Consider the following 21367-nt stretch of genomic DNA (forward strand, 5'->3'; position numbering starts at 1 on the left):
AAACGGAAGTATTCTTCCTACCGAGGAGAGATTGGCAAGAAAGCAGATAATCTCATTCAACTCCAGTTTGAAGCAACCAAACCAATGGAAAAGTGCTATACAGATGTAACGGAGTTTGCCATTCCAGCAAGTACTCAAAAGCTTTACTTATCACCAGTTTTAGATGGCTTTAATAGCGAAATTATCGCCTATAATCTTTCAACTTCACCAAACTTAGAACAAGTGAAGAGTATGTTAGAACAGGCATTCACAGAGAAACACTATGAAAATACCATTTTACACAGCGACCAGGGCTGGCAACACTAACACGATTTTTATCACAGGTTTTTAGAGAGTAAGGGAATTCAGCCATCTATGTCACGTAAAGGTAACAGCCCAGACAACGGCATGATGGAGTCCTTCTTTGGCATCTTGAAATCGGAAATGTTTTGTGGCTATGAGAAGCACTTTAGGTCTTTAGAGGACCTTGAATAAGCCATTGTAGACTATATTGATTATTACAACAACAAACGAATTAAGGTAAAACTAAAAGGACTCAGTCCTGTGCAATACAGAACTAAATCCTTTCAATAATTATTTGTCTAACTTTTTGGGGTCAGTACAAACTCTAGCTTTTTAATTTTGCCCCCTTTTCTTATTGTATTTTAAGAGGTTATTGGCCATGAGTATGAATCCCATGTTAATTCTCACTTGACGCTTACCTCTCAGATCACATCTCTTGTAACTCCAACAAGCCTTTATCTGCCCCAAAACTTTATTTTAAGAATAGGCTCTATATGAGTATATAAAAAGCCCTTTAATAAGGGCTAAGTGTATTTAGGAGGTTACACTTCAAATTCATAGAGTGCTGTAGACAAATAACGTTCGCCGTTATCTGGTGCTAAAGCAAGGACTTTCTTACCTGTACCTAATTTCTTAGCAACCTCAATTGCCCCGTAAATTGCTGCAGCTGAAGAAATCCCAACCAGGAAGCCTTCTTTTCCACCAATTTCACGGCCAAGCGCTAGAGCATCATCTGACGTTACGCGGACGATACCATCATAGGCTTTTGTATCAAGTGTTTCAGGAATAAATCCAGCTGAGATGCCTTGAATTTTGTGAGGTCCTGGTTTTTCACCAGACAAGATAGCTGACTCGTCTGCCTCAACTGCATAAACTTGAATGTTTGAATTTGCTGCTTTAAGAGCGTGAGAAACACCTGAGATCGTTCCACCGGTGCCAACACCACCTACAAAAGCATCTAGTCCATCAGAACCGAAAGCAGCCAGTATTTCAGCTCCTGTTGTTCTTTCGTGTACTTCTGGATTAGCTGGATTATTAAATTGGAGTGGAAGGAAGCCGTCTCGTTCAGCGGCGATTTTCTGAGCTTTGGCAATAGCCCCTTTCATTCCTTCGCTACCAGGAGTAAGGACGAGTTCAGCACCATAGGCTTGGATAATCTTGCGTCGTTCCACACTCATCGTTTCAGGCATGACGATAACAACTTTATATCCTTTAGCGGCACCAACCCATGAAAGACCGATACCAGTGTTTCCACTCGTTGCTTCAACAATAGTAGCTCCCGGTTTTAGAATACCATCTTGTTCTGCTTTTTCAATCATGCTAAGGGCAATACGGTCTTTTACTGACGATCCAGGGTTAAAAGCTTCTAGTTTAACATAGACATCTGCAGCACCCTCTGGAATAATATTGTTAAGTTTAACAATCGGTGTTTGTCCAATTAGTTCAGTGATATTATTATAAATAGTCATAGATATACCTCTTTGTATAAGATGATACTAGTATAACGCGCTCAAGGCTATTTGTAAAATATAGAAATCCTATCAAAGTGATAGGATTTTTTTATATCAAAGGTCTAAGCTATTAATTTTTAATCGATTGTGATAAGCCAATTCTAATAAATAGGTGTAAAGAGGGAGGATGTCTGTTTTTTTAGGAAATTCAAATTTATGGAAACTCAGATGCTCATTATGTGCTTTTAGAAAGACATTTTATAAATAAGTGATTGTAATCTCACTATCATCTATACCTGCTCTAGCAGTTTCCATTTTAAGGTTTACAATGTTCATCAAAAAGAGTGACTTAACAGATACCTTGCGACCAGTGGCATCTTGCTTATCTGTAAAAATAATACGGATATTTGTAAAGATGATTGAATCTCGAATAAGTTTATACCCGCTTTGAATTTCTTCATTCTCTAGTAGATATTGTCCATATTCTTTAATAAGAGTCTCTTTGTTTTCCTCGCTAAAATTTCCAGCAAGTCCTTGAATAAATTTTCCAAAAGCCATAATTTTTCCTTCATTTACACTAAGTTTACAGGAACTTCAACTTCTCGTAAACCTTGATCTGTTAAAGTAACCTTTCCATTAAAAAACTCTACAAGAGCAGACTTGATATTTTCTTTCTCTTCCTTATCAACATAAATCATTGTATCAACTTGATCTGTAAAGTTTGTATCCAGCTCCATGAGATGATGTTCTTTAAGAAAATTGCCATATTCTTGATACTGAGCGTAAGACATCTGAAGGGCTATGCCAGCCTGTTCTTTGATTTCAATAATGCCCATTTCTTTGACAGCCAAGGCTACACTTCCTGCGTAAGCACGAATCAAACCTCCAGCGCCTAACTTAATTCCACCAAAGTAACGAGTAACTACTACGCAGACATTGGTAAGATTATGATTTTCTAAGACGCCAAGCATAGGGACTCCAGCAGTACCACTAGGTTCGCCATCATCACTCGTACGCTTGATCTCACTGCGTTCCCCTACAATAAAAGCAGAGCAGTTATGGGTGGCTTTGTAGTGTTCTTTTTTGATAGCAGTGATAAAGTCACGAGCTTCTTCTTCACTATAGACACGCTTGGCATGACAGATAAAGCGTGATTTTTTGATTTCTTCTTGGACCTGCCCATCCTCTTTAATTGTTCTAAATTCCATGATTTAATTGTACTAAAAAATTACCTAAAGCGCTATATTTTTACGAATATTAAAGTATGAAAGTAAATCCAAATTATCTCGGTCGCTTGTTTACTGAGAAAGAATTAACGGAAGAAGAACGACAGGAAGCAGTGAGACTGCCAGCAATGAGAAAAGAGAAGGGGAAACTGTTTTGTCAACGTTGTAATAGTTTGATTCTAGAAGAATGGTATTTGCCTATCGGCGCTTACTATTGTAGGGAGTGTTTACTGATGAAGAGAGTCAGGAGTGATCAAGCTTTATACTATTTTCCTCAAGAGGATTTTCCTAAGCAAGACGTCCTCAAATGGCGTGGTCAGTTAACACCTTTTCAAGAAAAAGTGTCAGAGGGACTGCTTCAGGCGGTAGACAAGCAAGAGCCAACCTTGGTTCACGCTGTGACAGGAGCTGGAAAGACAGAGATGATTTATCAAGTTGTGGCTAAAGTGATTGATGATGGTGGTGCAGTTTGTTTGGCCAGTCCTCGAATTGATGTGTGTTTAGAACTGTATAAGCGACTGCAGAATGACTTTGCTTGCGATATAGCGCTACTCCATGGCGAATCAGAGCCCTATTTTCGAACTCCCTTAGTAGTTGCAACAACTCATCAGTTATTAAAATTTTATCATGCTTTTGATTTGTTGATAGTGGATGAGGTAGATGCCTTTCCTTATGTTGACAACACTATGCTTTACTATGCTGTAAAGAATAGTGTAAAGGAGGATGGATTGAGGATATTCCTTACGGCAACTTCTACAGATGAGTTAGATAGGAAGGTTCGCACAGGGGAATTAAAACGATTAAGCTTGCCAAGACGGTTTCATGGAAATCCATTGATTATTCCAAAGCCAGTTTGGTTATCAGACTTTAATCGCTGTTTAGAGAAAAATCAATTGTCAACCAAGTTAAAGACTTATATTGAGAAACAGAGAAGAACAGGTTATCCCTTACTGATTTTTGCATCAGAGATTAAGAAAGGCGAAAAACTAAAAGAAATCTTGAAGGAGCAGTACCCGAATGAGAATATCGGCTTTGTGTCTTCTGTGACAGAAGACCGATTAGAGCAGGTGCAAGCTTTTCGAGATGGAGAACTAACAATACTGATCAGTACGACAATCTTGGAACGCGGGGTTACCTTCCCTTGTGTGGATGTTTTCGTAGTAGAAGCTAATCATCGACTCTTTACCAAGTCTAGCTTGATTCAGATTGGAGGGCGAGTTGGACGCAGTATGGACAGACCAACTGGTGAGTTGCTCTTCTTTCATGATGGATTAAATGCTTCCATCAAAAAGGCAATCAAGGAAATCAAGAATATGAATAAGGAGGCAGGGTTATGAACTGTTTATTATGTGGCCAGACTACAAAGAGTGAGCTGACATTTAGCAGTCTCTTCCTTTTGAAGGATGATTGCAGTTATCTTTGCTCAGCTTGTGCTTCTAGTTTTGAGAGGATTGGTGAGAATTATTGCCCAAACTGTATGAAAACAGGCATGTCAACTAAGTGTCAAGATTGTAAACTTTGGTGTAAAGAAGGAATTCAGGTTGATCATAAGGCAATCTTTACCTATAATCAAGCTATGAAAGACTTTTTCAGTCGATATAAGTTTGATGGTGATTTTTTGCTTAGAAAAGTTTTTGCTTCCGTTCTTGCTGAGGAACTGAAAAAGTATAGAGGTTATCAATTTGTTATCATTCCCCTAAGTCCTGAAAGATTGCTTGAGAGGGGGTTTAACCAAGTCGAGGGTTTGGTTGAGGCAGCAGGCTTTTCTTTTAAAGATATACTAGGAAAAAGAGAAGAGAGTGCTAGTTCTTCTAAAAGCCGTTTAGAAAGGTTGGCTACTGAAATTCCATTTTTTATTAAAGATGGAATCTCACTTCCTAAGAAGATTTTGCTGATTGATGACATCTATACAACAGGGGCTACTGTGAATCGTGTGAAACGACTTTTGGCAGAAGCAGGTGCTTTGGAAGTTAAAACTTTTTCCCTTGTAAGATGAGGAAAAAATTTGCAAAATGAAAATGAAAGCGTTATAATATAGTTAGAAAAACAAAAATGTTTAGAAAGAAGGTACTTATATGATTAAATATAGTATCCGTGGTGAAAACCTAGAAGTAACAGAAGCAATTCGTGATTATGTAGTTTCTAAACTCGAAAAGATCGAAAAGTATTTCCAACCTGAGCAGGAGTTGGATGCACGTGTGAACTTGAAAGTTTACCGTGAAAAAACAGCAAAGGTTGAGGTAACAATTCCACTTGGATCTATCACTCTTCGTGCTGAAGATATTTCTCAAGATATGTATGGTTCTATCGATCTTGTAACAGATAAAATTGAACGTCAGATTCGTAAAAATAAGACTAAAATCGAACGTAAGAATAAAAATAAAGTTGCGACAAGTCAACTCTTTACAGATGCTCTAGTTGAGGATGCAAATGTTGTGCAACCAAAAGTTGTTCGTTCAAAACAAATTGATTTGAAGCCAATGGATTTAGAAGAAGCCCTTCTTCAAATGGATTTGTTGGGACATGATTTCTTTATCTATGTAGACGTAGAAGATCAAACAACAAATGTTTTGTATCGTCGTGAAGATGGTGAAGTTGGTTTGCTCGAAGTAAAAGAATCATAAAATTGAAATAACTAACAAAAGTGGTTTACTGATTTGTAAACCACTTTTTCTTGTGCCTAAGTAAGTAGAAAAACGAGGAAATCCTTGATAAACAGTCAGAATCAGCCCCTATAATCTGAACTTATAGGGGTGTTTATATTTATTAAGTAGACAAAATAATACCCTAAGGGATAGAATGGTGTTGTCAACAAATAGCGAATACAAAAATGTAAGCGCTCTTATAACAAATAAAGGAGTCATAACTATGGCAACAAAAGAAGAAATTTTACGCGAACTATATCCTGAAGACCTTTTTCACTATGCGGATGGTCTAACTTTGGGAGAAGCAGAGGTTTTACAAGAAACTCGCCGTTTGATTGAGAAACATCTCCGTCCGGTTATTAATGAATACTGGGAAAAACCTGATTTTCCTTTTGAAGAATTCTATGCTGTAGCTAAGGGCGCTCAAATTATGAACAATCCAAAATTGTTTGAGGGACGTGAGGGTAGCTGGAAACCTTCTGAACTTTATATTGCTTTCTTGTATCTTGAACTTGCTCGCTTCGATGCTTCTATTGCAACATTCTACACCGTTCATGGCGGACTTTGCTACAACACAATTCTCTTGGGTGGTGATGAGCGTCAACAAAAAGAATTTCTTCCAAAACTAGCTGCATTTGATTGGCAAGGTTGCTTCGCTTTAACTGAACCTCTTTCAGGTTCTGATATTGCTGGAGGACTTGCGACTACTGCAGAACGTGTTGGAGACAAGTGGATTCTAAATGGTGAAAAACGCTGGATTGGTGGTTCAGATACTGCGGATGTTGTTCCTGTATTTGCTCGTGATGTTGCGGATGGCAAGGTGAAATGCTTTATCGTTCGTAAGGGAGCTCCTGGATATCATGCAGAACCAATCCCACACAAGATTGCTCTTCGTTGTATCCGCAATGGCCATATTACCATGAAGAATGTAGAGGTTCCAGATTCAGACCGTTTGGTAAATATCAATGGTTTTGGTGATGTAGCCCGTATCTTGACCTTCACTCGCGCGGACGTTGCTCACATTGCTATGGGAGTGACTTGTGGATCGTATGTTGCAGCTCTTAAATATGCTAAAGATCGTGAACAGTTCAAACGTCCAATTGCTAAATTCCAAATTGTTCAAGAAAAATTGGCTCGTATGCAAGCGAATGCTGTAGCAGTTATTGCGTATTCAACTCGTATTGCTGAGATGCAAGAGAAAGGTAATGAATTGATGCTTAACTCTGCTCTTGCTAAAATGCACAATTCCTTGGTGATGCGCGAAACAGTTGCCCTTGCTCGTGAAACTTGCGGAGGTAATGGTATTACACTTGAGACAGACGTTGCTCGTTTCTTTGCAGATGCTGAATCAATCTATACCTATGAAGGTTCACACGAAGTGAATGCCTTGATTGTTGGTCGTGAGATTACTGGATTAGGTGCCTTTGTTTAATGTCAGAAAGGCGATTGAAGGATTTCTGTTCAATCGTCCTTGCTTCATGCACTGGATTTTTGTAAAATAAGAAGGAGAAAATAATGATATCTAAGGTGATGATTATTGGTTCTGGTCAAATGGGAAGCGGAATTGCTCAAGTATTTGCTCAGGCTGGTTTTACAGTTTACTTAAACGATATTAAAGAAGAATTTGTTCAAAGAGGTTTGAACAATATCACAAAACAATTGGAACGTTCAGTTGAAAAAGGACGGATGTCTGCGGATGAGAAGAATCAGGTATTGGCCAATTTGCTTCCATCTGTTTCATATGAAGATGCGAAACAAGTCCAATTGGTGATTGAAGCTGCAACTGAGAATCGTGAGATTAAGTTGAATATTTTCAAACAATTGGATGAATTGACTGATCCTAAAACTATCTTAGCATCAAACACATCCTCTTTGTCAATCACGGATATAGCTGCTGCTACTAAACATCAGGAGCGCGTGATTGGAATGCACTTTTTTAATCCTGCCCCAATCATGAAACTTGTAGAGGTTATTAAGGCCTTGCAGACTTCAGAAGAAGTGGTTCAGGCGGTTCGTGAACTGACAGTGAAAATTGGTAAAACACCAGTTGATGTTAAAGATTCTTATGGTTTTGTTGTGAACAGAATTTTGATTCCTATGATCAATGAAGCCATTTACATTCTAGGTGAAGGAGTGGCTAGTGCCGAGGAAATCGATGAAGCGATGAAACTTGGTGCAAATCATCCTATTGGACCTTTGGCTCTTGCTGACTTGATTGGATTGGATGTTTGTTTGGCTATTATGGGCGTCCTAAACCAAGGGTTTGGCGATCAAAAATACCGTCCTGCCCCTCTTCTTAAGAAAATGGTCGAAGCAGGAAAATTGGGACGGAAGACAAAAGAAGGCTTCTTTACTTACTAGACACTGATGGAGGTAGTCATGAAAGACGTAGTTATTGTTTCGGCAGTGCGAACACCTTTAGGTTCCTTTGGCGGGAGCTTGAAGAATGTTTCTGCTGTTGATTTGGGATCTTTGGTAATTAAGAGTGCTTTGGAAAAAGCGAATATTAAACCAGAACAGGTAGATGAAGTGATTATGGGGAATGTCCTAGGCGCAGGTTTAGGCCAAAACGTGGCTCGCCAAATGAGTATTCATGCTGGGCTTCCTGAATATATACCAGCCTTTACCATTAATAAGGTTTGTGGTTCCGGTTTGAAGGCAGTGCAGTTAGCTGCTCAAGCGATTAAGTGTGGAGATGCAGATATTGTCGTGGCTGGTGGTGCAGAAAACATGAGCCAGGCTCCATATGTTTTGCCAAGCTTCCGTTGGGGTGGCCGTATGGGAGATTCGAAAGTGGTAGATACCATGATTAAGGATGGTTTGTCTGATGCCTTTAATGACTACCATATGGGGATTACAGCTGAGAATGTGGCAGAAGAATATGGTATTAGCCGGGATGATCAAGATGCGCTTGCTTTGGAATCACAGAAACGAGCAGTGGCGGCTATAGAATCTGGACGCTTTAAGGAAGAGATTGTTCCAGTGGTTATTCCTCAACGTAAAGGCGATCCTATCGTCTTTGATACAGATGAATTTCCTAGAAAAGATGCTAGCTTGGAGAGTCTGTCTAAGCTACGTCCTGTTTTCAAAAAAGACGGTTCTGTTACAGCGGGGAATGCCTCAGGTATCAATGACGGAGCGGCGGCTGTCTTGGTCATGAGTGCTGAAAAAGCTGAAGAATTGGGACTTCCAGTCATTGCTCGCATTCGTTCGTATGCAAGTGCAGGTTTGGATCCTAAGATTATGGGATGTGGACCGATTTATGCGACTCGCAAAGCTCTTGAAAAAGGCAATTTGACAGTTGATGATCTCGACTTGATTGAGTCAAATGAAGCCTTTGCTGCTCAGGCTTGTGCGGTTGGTAAAACACTTGGTTTTAACACAGATATTGTCAATGTCAATGGTGGCGCGATTGCTCTTGGTCACCCAATTGGGGCTTCAGGTTGCCGTATCCTAGTGACTCTGGTACATGAGATGATGAAACGTGATGCTAAAACTGGTTTAGCAACTCTCTGTATCGGAGGAGGGATGGGAACAGCCCTCATCGTTGAACGTTAGTTATTAGAAAACTGAACGTCATTTCCTCTTTTTCAATATTATGATTACAAAATGAGATTTTGATCCGATCTCATAGTTACATACCTTATCAAGTGTCTTTCTCTAAAAGGGCTTGATAAGGTATTTTTATTTTTCCTAAGACTTTAAGGATGGATTGGACGACCATATTCTATAAGCTGAACTTATAGAACTATAAATAATGATTAAGTAGACGGATGGAGAAAAAAGGGTTATGATGAAAATGTAAGCTCTTACATTTTGTGTTGGTATTTGTTGACGCTGTACTCTGTACTCAAAATAAATCAAGTAGGAGCAGAACAATGAGTAAAACTGTTTTATTAGAGGTTAAGAATGGTCTTGGCTATCTAACAATTAACCGTCCATCGGCTTTGAACGCCTTAAGTTCAGAAGTCTTAAAGGATTTGAATCTCGTTCTAGACCAAATTGAAGCAAGCGATGACATTCGTGTTGTCATTGTGACTGGTCAAGGGGAGAAAGCATTTGTCGCAGGCGCAGACATTAAAGAGATGGACCAAATGTCTCCAATTCAGGCTCATGAATACATGACCTATGCGAACGATACCTTTACCCGTTTATCTGAATTGACCCAGCCAACTATTTCAGTATTGAATGGTTATGCTTTGGGAGGCGGTTTGGAATTAGCTCTTTCAACTGATATCCGAATCGGCTATGACAAGACAATGGTTGGCTTCCCTGAAGTTGGCTTGGGAATCATTCCTGGTTTTGCAGGTACCCAAAGAATGTCTCGTTTGATTGGTACTAGTAAAACAAAGGAATTAATCTTTACTGCTAGAATGGTTAAAGGACAAGAAGCATATGATCTTGGAATTCTTAACAAGTTGGTAGCAGCAGAAGAACTATTGCCTGCAGCAGAAGAGCTGGCGGCAGCGATTATGAAAAATGCCCCGCTAGCAGTTGAAAAAGCTAAACATATTATCCAAGTTGGCTCAGAACTCCCACTACAAAACGCAATTCGTTTGGAGACAGAAGCTGAAGCTCTTCTCTTCTCTACAGAAGATAAAGTTGAAGGAATGCGCGCATTTGTTGAAAAACGTAAAGCTGTCTTTCAACGTAAATAAGAGAGAGGAGATAGGTTATGAAAGTTGTAACATTGTCTGAAGCTATTTCCTTGATTCATTCAGGAGATAAAGTTGGTATTTCTGGATTTCTCGGAGTGGGAGAACCACTTGAGTTAATTGAGGAACTGGTTCGTCAAAACCAGCAAGATTTGACCTTGGTGTCTGTTGTAACCTCTCAACCCGGTAAGGAAGTTGGAGTTGGTCGTCTTTGTGAAAACCATCAGGTTACAAAATACATTGCAGCCCATGTAGGGACATCTGCTGCTGCTCAGCATGATTATTTCTCAGGATTCATGAAAGTGGAGTTCACTCCGATGGGAACTGTTGTAGAACGCTTGCATGCTGCGGGAGCGGGTCTTGGAGCAGTCTTAACGCCAACCGGTGTGGGAACAATTCTTGAAGATGAGCACGAAAAAGTGACTCGAAACGGAAAAGAATATTTGATTTATGATCCATTGAAAATCGATGTTGCCTTAATTAAAGCTACTAAGGCGGATAAGTATGGCAACCTTTATCTAGATGGGACTACTAAAAATATCTCCCTTCAACTCGCTCTAGCGGCTGACACAGTCATTGTTGAGACAAACGAGCTGGTTGAAGTCGGAGAAATTGATCCAAATGATATTTACATCCCTGGTATCCTTGTTGACTATGTAGTCCAAGGCTTAACTCCAGAAGAACACCATAAAATGATGGGCGACCTCTGGACAGAGACAAAAAAACTGGCGGGGGTAAAATAATATGAAACCAAAAGAAATTATTGCAAGACGTGTTGCTCTTGAATTTAAAGATGGTGATGTTGTAAACCTTGGATTTGGTATTCCAAATGCTTCTGCAGACTTCATCCCAGAAGGTGTTAACGTAATTCTTCAAGCTGAAAATGGTGCCCTTCGATTTGGGGAAACACCAACTAAAGATAACTACAATCCAAACCTAGCAAACTCAGGTGGTGCGCCAATCACTCTTCTTCCAGGAGCTGCTTTGTTTGATTTGCAAACATCATTTGCAATTATTCGTGGTGGTCACGTTGATGCGACTGTTCTTGGAGCTCTTGAAGTAAGCCAAGATGGAAGCATTGCTAACTGGATTATCCCAGGAAAATTTGCACCTGGTATGGGTGGAGCGATGGATCTTCTCGTTGGTGCTAAAAAAGTTATCGCTGCCATCCAACATACAACTGTTGATGGACAGTCAAAGCTGCTGAAAGAGTGCACATTGCCTCTATCAGCTAAAGGAGTATTGGATCTTGTCATAACAGAACTAGCTGTTTTTGGATTCCAAGATGGTAAATTCTTATTGAAAGAGTTGGCTCCTGGTGTGACATTAGAAGAAGTTCTTGAAAAAACAGCTGGGGAAGTCATTGTCTCAGAAGACTTAAAGACGATGCCGATTTAAGCAAAAAAAGTGCTATTTTTTACTCAGTGTGTTATGATATAAACTAGATAGTATTGTAAGCGCTTTATATACAACGTTAAATGAAGTATTCGAAATGTTATTTCGATAAGAAAGTCAGTAGACAACTATCAAACACTAGAATAGTTGTCTACTGACTTGCTAAAATAGTGAAGGAAAGCTAGGTGATGGGTAAGTGGATATTATCCAAATGAACTATTTCATCAATATCATAGAATGCGGATGCAACCTTTCCATTGCTGCAAAGAAGATTCACATTAGTCAATCAGCCTTGAGTCAATTCGTGACAAATTTTGAAGCAGCTGAAGGGGTTCAATTATTCAATCGCAAGAATGGAAGATTAGAAAGTTTAACAGAGGCGGGACGCAAGATTTATCGTTATGCGACCGAGATTGTGAATCGACATGAAGAAATGCTTTCCATGATCCATATAGAAGCTCAAAAGCAAAAAGGCACCATTAACCTTGGTATTCCGTCCTTGATTTTACGAGTTTATTTTGCTAGTGCCTTGCCGCATTTTCTGAAAAATAATCCTCATATCCATATCCAGGTTACGGAAGGTGGAGGGAAGGAAATTCGTCAAAAAATGGTTGATGGAGATTTGAGTCTCTCTATTTTGATAGAGCCTACAAGCTTGGATGCTAAAAAATATGAGCAACATATCATTCAATTGGATGAATACGTTGCTTATATGGATAAGGATCATCCGTTGGCTCAGAAAAGCTTATTGGAATGGTCTGATATTGTTAGTTATGAATTGGCAACCTTCAACAAAACATTTACGACTTATGATTTAGTGACAGAAAAACTTCGTTCGCAACGAATTGAGGCTAAATTTGCTTATCTTTCCTCTACCTGGGACTTCCTAGTTGAATCAACTTATCAGACAGATTTGATTGCCCTTTTGCCAAGGCCGGTTGAATATTTTGTGGACAAGAGTCGTTTTAAGGCGGTTAGATTCAAGGACCCGATTCCATTTAATATTTGGTTTTGTAGACCCTATAAAAACTCCTACAATGAAGTAGAGTCTTATGTGTATGAAGAATTGTTGAAAGATTATTACCAACCGTTTTCTGACAACTAAGATGAGGTGAATGCGATGACCTATAATGACGTGCTGGCGCGAGAATTGAAGGCAGACGTGAAAGTGTTGATTCGGGACTATTTCAAGTCTCGTGAGGATGAACAACAGTTCCCTAGAGAATTACTTTATCAGTTTATCGAGCAATTTGATATCTTTTCCTTGCTTTTAGATAGTCAAGATTCTGTTTTGAGAACCGAGTTTTTGACCTTTATTCGCTTGATTTCAAAAGATTTCCCTGCTTTTTCTGCTGTTCTACTAACTCAGGCATGTTATGGTATCTATCCTATTTTACGATATGGGAGTCAGGAACAACAATCGCGTTATGTAGAACCCTTAGTAAGGGGAGAAATCTTAGCTGGCTTGGGATTTTCTGAAGGAAAATTGATGGACAGATTGGAGGTTATTGAAACAACTGCAAGGAAAACAGAAACAGGTTGGTCTTTAACTGGGAAGAAGTCAATTGTATCAAATTGCCGCTATACAGATATTTTGTTAATCTTAGCCAAGGTTCAGGAAGCTAACGGACAAGATGGATACGGATTTTTCATTGTTGATACGACTCGACCGGGAGTTGCTTTTGGAGATGATATTACAAAACCTGGTTTACAGGGCTTACCTGTGAATTCGGTAACTTTTGATCAGGTCAAATTGCCAGAAGATAGTTTGCTAGGATTGACCTTAAATGGGGAAAGTCAGTTAAATGATATTATCAAAAAATTACAGCTAGGATTAAGCGCAATCTCTATCGGTATCGCTGAGGGAGCTTTTGAAAAAGGTCTGGCTTTTGTAAAGGTCAAAAGAGGATTTGGGAAACGATTAATCGATGCGACAGTCTATCAACATCAATTTGCAGACTTGTATACTAAGCTGTGTGCGGCTGAATCTTACTTTGCCTCCTACAAGGATAGGATAAAGGAGGATTCACTCTTTGTATCTCAGATAAAACTTTATACGACAAAAGTAGCAATTGAGATTTCTGAGGAAATTATTAGATTAATTGGACCTCTTCAAACCTTGGATGACATCCCCATAGACCGTTATCTAAAGGATGCCAAAACAATTGAAATCTATGGAAAATCTGGGGATTCGATTCACAAAAGAATAGCAGCCCAATGGATAAAGGAGTAAAGCATGGCAGAACTCACCTTACAGGAATATCAATTTCATGATATGAAACTGATATGGCTACGTGGAGCCGATAAATTGACGGATGCAGGGACTCTTTTTGGTCCGGTTCCGAAAGTTGTGTGGTCTCGTTACTACCCAACAAATGATGCTAATATGATGGCGGAATTGACGGATCCTATTTTGATCCAGTACAAGGGTAAAAATTACTTGATAGATGCAAGTTTTGATACGGCAAAATTATCCGATAAACAAAGGCGCAACTTAGGAATCTTGTCTGAAAGTCGTATAGAAGAAAGTTTAGCTCTTTTAGGACTCTCGCCTGAAGACATTGACATCGTGCTGATGACACATATGCATCATGATCATTCTGGTGGCTTGACGCATGTGAATGATCAAGGGAAGCTGGTTTCCAAGTATTCAAACGCCAAGATTATTGTGAATGATGTCGAATGGTATGAGATGAGAAACCCTAATAATCGAACGCGGGGAACTTATCTGAGAGAAAATTGGGAACCGATTCAAGATCAGGTGACGACTTTCTCAGAGTATATCAATGTCATTCCAGAAATCCAAATGATTCACACAAGTGGTCACAGCAATGGCCACAGTATTATCTTGCTCAAACAGGGGAAAGATACGATGATCCATATGGGGGATTTGATGTTATCACATGTTCATCGAAATCCTCTCTGGGTTCCAGCAGTTGATGATTATCCTATGAAGTCAATTTTAGCCAAAGAGAAGTGGTTGCGTCAGGCTTTTGAGAATCATTACAAGTTTTTCTTTTACCATGATCAATTTTTCGCGGTAGTAGAGTTTGACAAGGAAGGGAAGGAATTTGTAGATTATGTTCTACGTTCTCGCCCCCCACTGATTCCTTTTACAGATCAGCAGGATCGTAAGCCAGACTTCTTAGGATAGCAGAATATGAGGAGACAAATGTAACATTTTCTTGTTGACGGGGATAATGGTGCATCATGCATCCATTTGCCAACAAGAATCAACAGAAAATAGAAGGAGGACTCATATGTCAATTACAAAACTTTTACAGATTCAATATCCAATTTTCCAAGGGGCTATGGCTCAAATCTCACACTATCAACTGGCAGCAGCTGTTTCTGAAGCTGGAGGTCTGGGAATTATCGCTTCAGGTGGTATGACCGGAGAACAGTTGCGAGAAGAAATTCGTGAACTGAGAAAGTTGACAGATAAGCCTTTTGGTGTCAACATCATGTTGATGATGAAAAATATCAAGGATATTGTGACTGTTATCATCGAAGAAAAGGTTCCAGTGGTAACTACAGGTGCAGGAACTCCTAAACATATCATGCCTTACTTAAAAGAAGCTGGAATCAAGGTTATTCCAGTTATTGCCAGTGTCAAGCATGCTCAAAAAATGCAAGAATTGGGAGTTGATGCTGTAATTGCTGAAGGTTCAGAAGCTGGTGGCCATATTGGAGAGACTAATACAATGGCTCTTATCCCACAAATCGTTGATGCGGTAACGATCCCAGTCATTGCTGCTGGAGGTGTGGCAGATGGTCGTGGACTTGCTGCTGCGATTGCCCTAGGTGCACAAGGTGTTCAAATGGGAACAGTTTTTCTTGCTTCAGAAGAATGCCCAATTTCTCCAGCCTATAAAGAAGCTATTTTGGCGGCAAGTGATACAGCGACTGCGGTTACAGGCCGCATTGCGGGAGCGCCAGTTCGTTGTATTCGCAATGAGATGACGGATCACTACATTGAATTAGAGCAGAAAGGTACAAACAGAGAGAAACTGGAAGAAATTACGATCGGTTCTCTATCTAAAGCTGTCTATGAAGGTGATACAGTTCATGGTTCAATGATGAGCGGACAAATTGCGGGTTTGGTGAAAGACATCAAGCCATGTAAGGCTATTTTAGAATCAATTGTGAAACAGGCGCAGGAGCGTCTAAAAGAAATTCGACTAGAATTAGGTGAATAATTTAATCTAGGCGGAAGATTCAGCACTGATGAGGAAAAAGGAGAGCGAGGTATTTGTTCTCCTTTTTTATATATGGTTTTTGAGAGAATCTTGCTATAATAAAAGCAGTACTCTCTCTTTAAAGGTCGCTTTTTAAGGGCATTTGTGATATAATAATGCGCAAGAGGTTTAGAATGAAAAAAAATAATTTAACTCCGAATTCTGCGATTCTACTAGGGATTGCAACTTTCGGAACCGTAACAATGCTGATTATTTTTTCACAAAATCATGTTGTAACAATCAGTGTCTTGTTTTTATTTGTACTTCTTTATCTGCTTTTATTCATCTGGCAAAAAAAACAGTATGAAAAGAGCGAAATTGAACAAATCCAATACGTAAATCATCAAGCGGAAGATAGCTTAAACACGCTACTCGAACAAATGCCGGTTGGTGTTCTGAAATTAGACTTATCTACTGGAGAAGTGGAATGGTTCAATCCCTATGCTGAGCTGATTTTGACTACTGAAGAAGGCGAAATTGATGTTGAGTTAATTCAAACCATTATCAAGGCTTCTGTGGGGGCCCCTGGTTCTTACGCTACCTTGGGGGAAACACGATATGCCGTTCATATGGACAAGGCTTCGGGTGTCCTTTATTTCTTTGACGTTTCAGGGGAATACGAAGCAACTGTTGAATTGGTAACGAGTCGACCAGTGATTGGGGTCATCTCGGTAGATAACTATGATGATTTGGAGGATGCGACATCTGACTCTGATATCAGCCATATCAATAGCTTTGTAGCCAATTTTGTCTCAGAATTTGCTAGTAAGTATGCTATGTTCTCTCGTCGTGTGGGGATGGATCGTTTTTATGTATTCACAGATTACACAGTACTAGAGGAATTGATGAATGATAAATTCTCTGTTATTGATACTTTCCGAGAAGAATCAAAACAGAGGCAGCTAGCCCTAACTTTAAGTATGGGATTTTCTTATGGTGATGGAAACCATGAAGAGATAGGGAAAATTGCCTTGCTCAACTTGAACTTAGCAGAAGTTCGCGGTGGTGACCAGGTGGTGGTCAAGGAAAATAACGAAACCAAGAATCCAGTTTACTTCGGTGGAGGAACTGCTGCGTCTATCAAACGTACTCGTACACGTACCAGAGCCATGATGACAGCTATTTCAGATAAAATTCGCAGTGTAGACCAAGTATTTGTAGTTGGTCATAAAAATCTAGATATGGATGCTTTAGGCTCTGCTGTTGGTATGCAGTTGTTTGCAAGTAATATTATTGAGAACAGTTATGCTGTCTACGATGCAGACCATATGCCAGCAGATATCGAACGTGCTATTCAGTTCTTGAAGAAGGAAGATGTCACGAAACTTTTATCTCTTACAGATGCGATGAAGCTAGTTACAAACCGTTCATTATTGATTCTGGTGGATCATTCCAAGACGGCTTTGACCTTGTCGAAAGATTTTTATGATTTGTTCACTCAAACTATTGTTATTGACCATCATAGACGTGATCAGGATTTCCCTGATAATGCAGTCATCACCTATATTGAAAGTGGGGCAAGTAGTGCTAGTGAGCTGGTCACAGAATTGATTCAGTTCCAAAATTCTAAGAAGAATCGTTTGAGTCGTATGCAGGCCAGTGTTTTGATGGCTGGTATGATGCTGGATACCAAGAATTTCACATCTCGCGTGACGAGCCGAACCTTTGATGTGGCTAGCTATCTGAGAACACGGGGAAGTGACAGTATTGCTATCCAGGAGATTGCTGCGACAGATTTTGAAGAATACCGCGAAGTGAATGAACTCATTTTACAAGGTCGTAAGTTGGGTTCAGATGTCTTAATTGCCCAAGCTAAGGATTCGACCACTTATGACACAGTTGTCATCAGTAAGGCTGCCGATGCTATGTTGGCCATGTCCGGTATTGAAGCCAGCTTCGTTCTAGCGAAAAATACACAAGGATTTATCTCAATCTCAGCTCGAAGTCGCAGTAAAATCAATGTTCAACGCATTATGGAAGAGTTGGGCGGCGGTGGCCACTTTAATCTAGCTGCTGCGCAAATCGAGAATATGAGTCTGTCAGAAGCAGGAGAAAAATTGACTCAACTTGTCTTGGATGAACTAAAGGAAAAGGAGAAAGAAGAATGAAAGTAATCTTTTTAGCAGATGTCAAAGGAAAAGGGAAAAAAGGCGAAATCAAGGAAGTGCCAACTGGTTACGCTCAAAATTTCCTGATTAAAAAGAATTTGGCCAAGGAAGCAACTGCTCAAGCAGTAGGCGAGTTGCGTGGAAAACAAAAATCTGAAGAAAAAGCCCATGCAGAGATGATTGCTGAAGCAAAAGCCATCAAGGCCAAGCTAGAAGCAGAAGAAACTGTTGTAGAGTTTGTTGAAAAGGTTGGGCCAGATGGTCGTACATTTGGTTCCATCACCAACAAGAAGATTGCAGAAGAATTGCAAAAGCAATTTGGTATCAAGATTGACAAGCGCAATATTCAAGTGCAAGCACCAATTCGAGCAGTAGGTTTGATTGATGTACCAGTGAAGATCTATCAAGATGTTACAAGTGTCATCAATCTTCGTGTAAAAGAAGGTTAAGTTTACAACTTCTTGACAAGATTGTAAAAGGAAGGAAAGTCGGATGGCAGAAGTAGAGGAACTGCGAGTTCAACCTCAGGATATTTTGGCAGAACAATCTGTTTTGGGGGCTATTTTCATAGATGAGAGTAAGCTCGTTTTTGTCCGAGAATACATTGATTCTCGTGACTTCTTTAAGTATGCCCATCGGTTGATTTTCCAAGCGATGATAGACTTGTCGGATCGTGGGGAAGCGATTGATGCGACGACGGTTCGGACGGTTTTGGATAGTCAAGGTGATCTCCAAAATATTGGTGGCCTGTCCTATCTTGTCGAAATTGTCAACTCTGTACCAACTTCAGCTAATGCAGAATATTATGCTAAAATCGTAGCCGAAAAGGCTATGCTACGTCGCTTGATTTCCAAGTTGACAGAGTCTGTCAACCAAGCCTATGAGGCTTCTAAGCCTGCAGATGAAATCATCGCTCAGGCTGAAAAGGGACTCATTGATGTTAGCGAAAACGCCAATCGTAGTGGGTTCAAGAATATTCGCGATATTTTAAATATCAACTTTGGGAACTTAGAAGTTCGGTCACAACAAACAACGGATATCACTGGTATTGCAACGGGCTATCGAGATTTGGACCATATGACGACAGGTCTCCACGAGGAGGAGCTAATTATCCTAGCGGCGCGACCAGCGGTTGGTAAGACGGCCTTTGCCTTGAATATTGCTCAGAACATTGGGACTAAGTTGGACAAGACGGTAGCTATCTTTTCACTGGAAATGGGTGCGGAAAGTCTAGTAGACCGTATGTTGGCGGCCGAAGGCTTGGTGGAGTCTCATTCTATCCGTACAGGTCAATTGACTGATGAGGAGTGGCAAAAGTATACCATTGCTCAAGGGAACCTAGCCAACGCGAGTATCTATATCGATGATACGCCAGGGATTCGAATCACGGAAATTCGTTCGCGCTCACGTAAACTGGCTCAAGAAACAGGCAATCTAGGCTTGATTTTGATCGACTACCTACAGCTTATCACAGGGACTGGTCGTGAGAACCGCCAACAAGAAGTCTCTGAAATTTCTCGTCAGTTGAAAATCCTAGCTAAGGAGCTAAAGGTTCCAGTCATTGCTCTCAGTCAGTTATCTCGTGGTGTGGAACAGCGTCAGGATAAGAGACCAGTCTTGTCTGATATTCGTGAATCGGGTTCCATTGAGCAGGATGCGGATATCGTAGCCTTTCTATATCGTGACGACTATTATGATCGTGCGGGTGAAGAAGAGGAAGGAATTCCAAATAACAAGGTAGAGGTTATCATCGAGAAAAACCGTAGTGGGGCTCGTGGAACGGTGGAATTGATTTTCCAAAAAGAATACAATAAATTTTCAAGTATCTCAAAGAGGGAGGCATAAGATGTCAGATGCATTTACAGATGTAGCCAAGATGAAAAAAATCAAAGAAGAGATCAAGGCGCATGAGGGACAAGTCGTTGAAATGACTTTGGAAAATGGCCGTAAGCGCCAAAAAAACAGACTGGGTAAGTTAATTGAGGTTTATCCATCTTTATTTATCGTTGAATTTGGGGATGTTGAAGGAGACAAACAAGCCAATGTCTATGTTGAATCCTTCACCTACTCAGATATCTTAACAGAGAAGAATTTGATTCATTATCTAGACCAAGAATCCTAAAATGAAGTGAGCTTTGCTCACTTTTTTCTTTTTCTTTCGAATAGTATAAACGAGGGTAACCTCGGAAATTTATATTATTAAGGAGAATGAATGACGTTTTTTAAATCAGGAGTTAAGAAGAATGGATATACTCAGTTGGGTGTAGGGCTGGCTACTTTGTTGGTTACGAGTGCTTTTTTGTTTGGTGGGGAATCGGTTCAGGCCGACAGTGTAGCGCGTGGAGATGACTATCCGCTTCACTACAAAAATGGTAGTGTTGAAATTGATCAGTGGCGGATGTATTCTCGTCAGTGTACCTCTTTTGCGGCCTTTCGTTTGAGTAATGTAAATGGCTTTGAGATTCCTCCTGCCTATGGAAATGCAAATGAATGGGGGCATCGTGCAAAGCGAGAAGGCTACCGTGTTGACACGAAGCCAGAAGTTGGATCTATCGCCTGGTCTACGGAAGGTTACTATGGGCATGTGGCCTGGGTATCTAATGTATCAGGGGATACGATTGAGATTGAAGAGTACAACTATGGTGTTAGGGAGAAATACAATCGTCGAAACGTAAAAGCTAGCTCTATGACAGGCTTTATCCATTTTAAGGACTTGGTAGGGAATGATGGTAGAACTGGAAGCCCTATAGGATCAGGGTTGGCGTCTAGTGGGATTCATACGTTTACTCAAAAGTCTGCCATTCGAAACCAGCCGTCAAGTACAGCACAAGTTATTGACTACTACTATCCTGGTGAAAATGTTAGCTACGACCAAATCGTAGAAAAGGACGGTTATAAATGGCTCAGCTATCTATCTTACAGTGGTGCTAGACGATACGTCCAGCATACGGAAACAGAATCGGTGGAGAATGGTTGGAAGAAGCAAAACGATATTTGGAATTACCGTGAGAACGGGAAACTCTCGACTGGTTGGAAGAAAATAAATGGCAGTTGGTATCACTTCAAAGAAAACGGGACCATGTCAACAGGTTGGGTAAAGGATAATTCGCATTGGTACTACCTAAAGGCATCAGGGGAGATGCAGACAGGTTGGCTCAAGGAAAATGGAACATGGTACTATTTGGAAAGTTCAGGGGCTATGAAGTCTAGTCAGTGGTTCCAGGTAGGCGGAAAATCTTACTACGTCAATGCTTCAGGGGCTTTAGCAGTGAATACTACAGTGGATGGCTATCGAGTGGATAGTAATGGAGCTAGAATCTAGAAAGAATATAAAAAAGAGAACTTCACTACCATTTGCCTATTCTTT

20 protein-coding genes and 2 pseudogenes are annotated in these 21367 nt (G+C 40.2%); 19 read left to right on the plus strand and 3 right to left on the minus strand.

All coding sequences use genetic code 11. The annotated features are described in order from the left end of the window. Positions 1-573 (plus strand): annotated as a pseudogene (locus tag AC4ME5_RS04035) (IS3 family transposase); the annotation flags it as partial. 251 nt (positions 574-824) lie between these two features. Here the strand turns inward: AC4ME5_RS04035 and cysK are convergent. The 3 genes and pseudogenes from cysK to AC4ME5_RS04050 form a co-directional block, all read right to left on the minus strand. Next, positions 825-1751, minus strand: coding sequence for a cysteine synthase A (gene cysK / locus AC4ME5_RS04040; RefSeq protein WP_491800084.1), 927 nt, complete (start codon positions 1749-1751; stop codon positions 825-827). A 96-nt stretch (positions 1752-1847) separates the two neighbouring features. Continuing rightward, a pseudogene (locus AC4ME5_RS04045) lies at positions 1848-2291 on the minus strand (PH domain-containing protein). Between the two features lie 14 nt (positions 2292-2305). Then, positions 2306-2941, minus strand: coding sequence for a YigZ family protein (locus AC4ME5_RS04050; protein WP_491800085.1), 636 nt, complete (start codon positions 2939-2941; stop codon positions 2306-2308). A gap of 56 nt (positions 2942-2997) precedes the next feature. Between AC4ME5_RS04050 and AC4ME5_RS04055 the strand changes: the two genes are divergently transcribed. From AC4ME5_RS04055 to AC4ME5_RS04140, 18 genes are all read left to right on the plus strand, one after another. Then, positions 2998-4296, plus strand: coding sequence for an ATP-dependent helicase ComFA (locus AC4ME5_RS04055; RefSeq protein WP_007520942.1), 1299 nt, complete (start codon positions 2998-3000; stop codon positions 4294-4296). After that, complete coding sequence (locus AC4ME5_RS04060; RefSeq protein WP_007520941.1) at positions 4293-4955, plus strand: ComF family protein; 663 nt, start codon at positions 4293-4295, stop codon at positions 4953-4955. The genes AC4ME5_RS04055 and AC4ME5_RS04060 overlap by 4 nt, the downstream gene beginning before the upstream one ends. A 79-nt stretch (positions 4956-5034) precedes the next feature. Further along, positions 5035-5583, plus strand: coding sequence for a ribosome hibernation-promoting factor, HPF/YfiA family (gene hpf, locus AC4ME5_RS04065; RefSeq protein WP_000599111.1), 549 nt, complete (start codon positions 5035-5037; stop codon positions 5581-5583). A 244-nt stretch (positions 5584-5827) separates the two neighbouring features. Then, entirely contained in the window at positions 5828-7036 is a 1209-nt protein-coding gene (gene fadE / locus AC4ME5_RS04070) for an acyl-CoA dehydrogenase FadE (protein WP_000201479.1), read from the plus strand. Between the two features lie 80 nt (positions 7037-7116). Next, complete coding sequence (locus tag AC4ME5_RS04075; RefSeq protein WP_025171502.1) at positions 7117-7965, plus strand: 3-hydroxybutyryl-CoA dehydrogenase; 849 nt, start codon at positions 7117-7119, stop codon at positions 7963-7965. An 18-nt stretch (positions 7966-7983) separates the two neighbouring features. Then, a complete protein-coding gene (locus AC4ME5_RS04080) occupies positions 7984-9162 on the plus strand; it encodes an acetyl-CoA C-acetyltransferase (protein ID WP_007520939.1) in 1179 nt (392 codons plus the stop codon). Positions 9163-9482: 320 nt separating this feature from the next. Beyond that, on the plus strand, positions 9483-10262 hold the full coding sequence (locus AC4ME5_RS04085; protein WP_007520938.1) for an enoyl-CoA hydratase-related protein: 780 nt from the start codon (positions 9483-9485) through the stop codon (positions 10260-10262). Between the two features lie 17 nt (positions 10263-10279). Beyond that, a complete protein-coding gene (locus AC4ME5_RS04090; protein WP_007520937.1) occupies positions 10280-11002 on the plus strand; it encodes a CoA transferase subunit A in 723 nt (240 codons plus the stop codon). Position 11003: 1 nt separating this feature from the next. Further along, positions 11004-11657, plus strand: coding sequence for a 3-oxoacid CoA-transferase subunit B (locus AC4ME5_RS04095; protein WP_007520936.1), 654 nt, complete (start codon positions 11004-11006; stop codon positions 11655-11657). Between the two features lie 193 nt (positions 11658-11850). Further along, complete coding sequence (locus AC4ME5_RS04100; RefSeq protein WP_158084714.1) at positions 11851-12759, plus strand: LysR family transcriptional regulator; 909 nt, start codon at positions 11851-11853, stop codon at positions 12757-12759. A 15-nt stretch (positions 12760-12774) separates the two neighbouring features. Then, on the plus strand, positions 12775-13887 hold the full coding sequence (locus AC4ME5_RS04105) for an acyl-CoA dehydrogenase family protein (RefSeq protein WP_491800090.1): 1113 nt from the start codon (positions 12775-12777) through the stop codon (positions 13885-13887). A gap of 3 nt (positions 13888-13890) precedes the next feature. Continuing rightward, the gene (locus AC4ME5_RS04110; RefSeq protein WP_084939483.1) at positions 13891-14808 is read left to right on the plus strand and encodes an MBL fold metallo-hydrolase; all 918 of its coding nucleotides are present in this window, start codon (positions 13891-13893) and stop codon (positions 14806-14808) included. A gap of 46 nt (positions 14809-14854) precedes the next feature. Further along, on the plus strand, positions 14855-15853 hold the full coding sequence (locus AC4ME5_RS04115) for a nitronate monooxygenase (protein WP_269139764.1): 999 nt from the start codon (positions 14855-14857) through the stop codon (positions 15851-15853). 173 nt (positions 15854-16026) lie between these two features. Then, entirely contained in the window at positions 16027-18000 is a 1974-nt protein-coding gene (locus AC4ME5_RS04120; RefSeq protein WP_491800093.1) for a GGDEF domain-containing protein, read from the plus strand. Further along, positions 17997-18449, plus strand: coding sequence for a 50S ribosomal protein L9 (rplI, locus tag AC4ME5_RS04125; protein WP_000864211.1), 453 nt, complete (start codon positions 17997-17999; stop codon positions 18447-18449). The genes AC4ME5_RS04120 and rplI overlap by 4 nt, the downstream gene beginning before the upstream one ends. 43 nt (positions 18450-18492) lie before the next feature. Beyond that, positions 18493-19845 carry a replicative DNA helicase gene (gene dnaB / locus AC4ME5_RS04130; protein ID WP_491800095.1) on the plus strand — a complete coding sequence of 451 codons (1353 nt, stop codon included), beginning with the start codon at positions 18493-18495 and terminating at the stop codon, positions 19843-19845. A 1-nt stretch (position 19846) separates the two neighbouring features. After that, positions 19847-20122 carry a Veg family protein gene (locus AC4ME5_RS04135; RefSeq protein ID WP_045617919.1) on the plus strand — a complete coding sequence of 92 codons (276 nt, stop codon included), beginning with the start codon at positions 19847-19849 and terminating at the stop codon, positions 20120-20122. Positions 20123-20212: 90 nt separating this feature from the next. Then, the gene (locus AC4ME5_RS04140) at positions 20213-21322 is read left to right on the plus strand and encodes an SH3 domain-containing protein (RefSeq protein WP_491800098.1); all 1110 of its coding nucleotides are present in this window, start codon (positions 20213-20215) and stop codon (positions 21320-21322) included. Positions 21323-21367 lie beyond the last annotated feature (45 nt).

Source organism: Streptococcus sp. A69 (assembly GCF_058556195.1).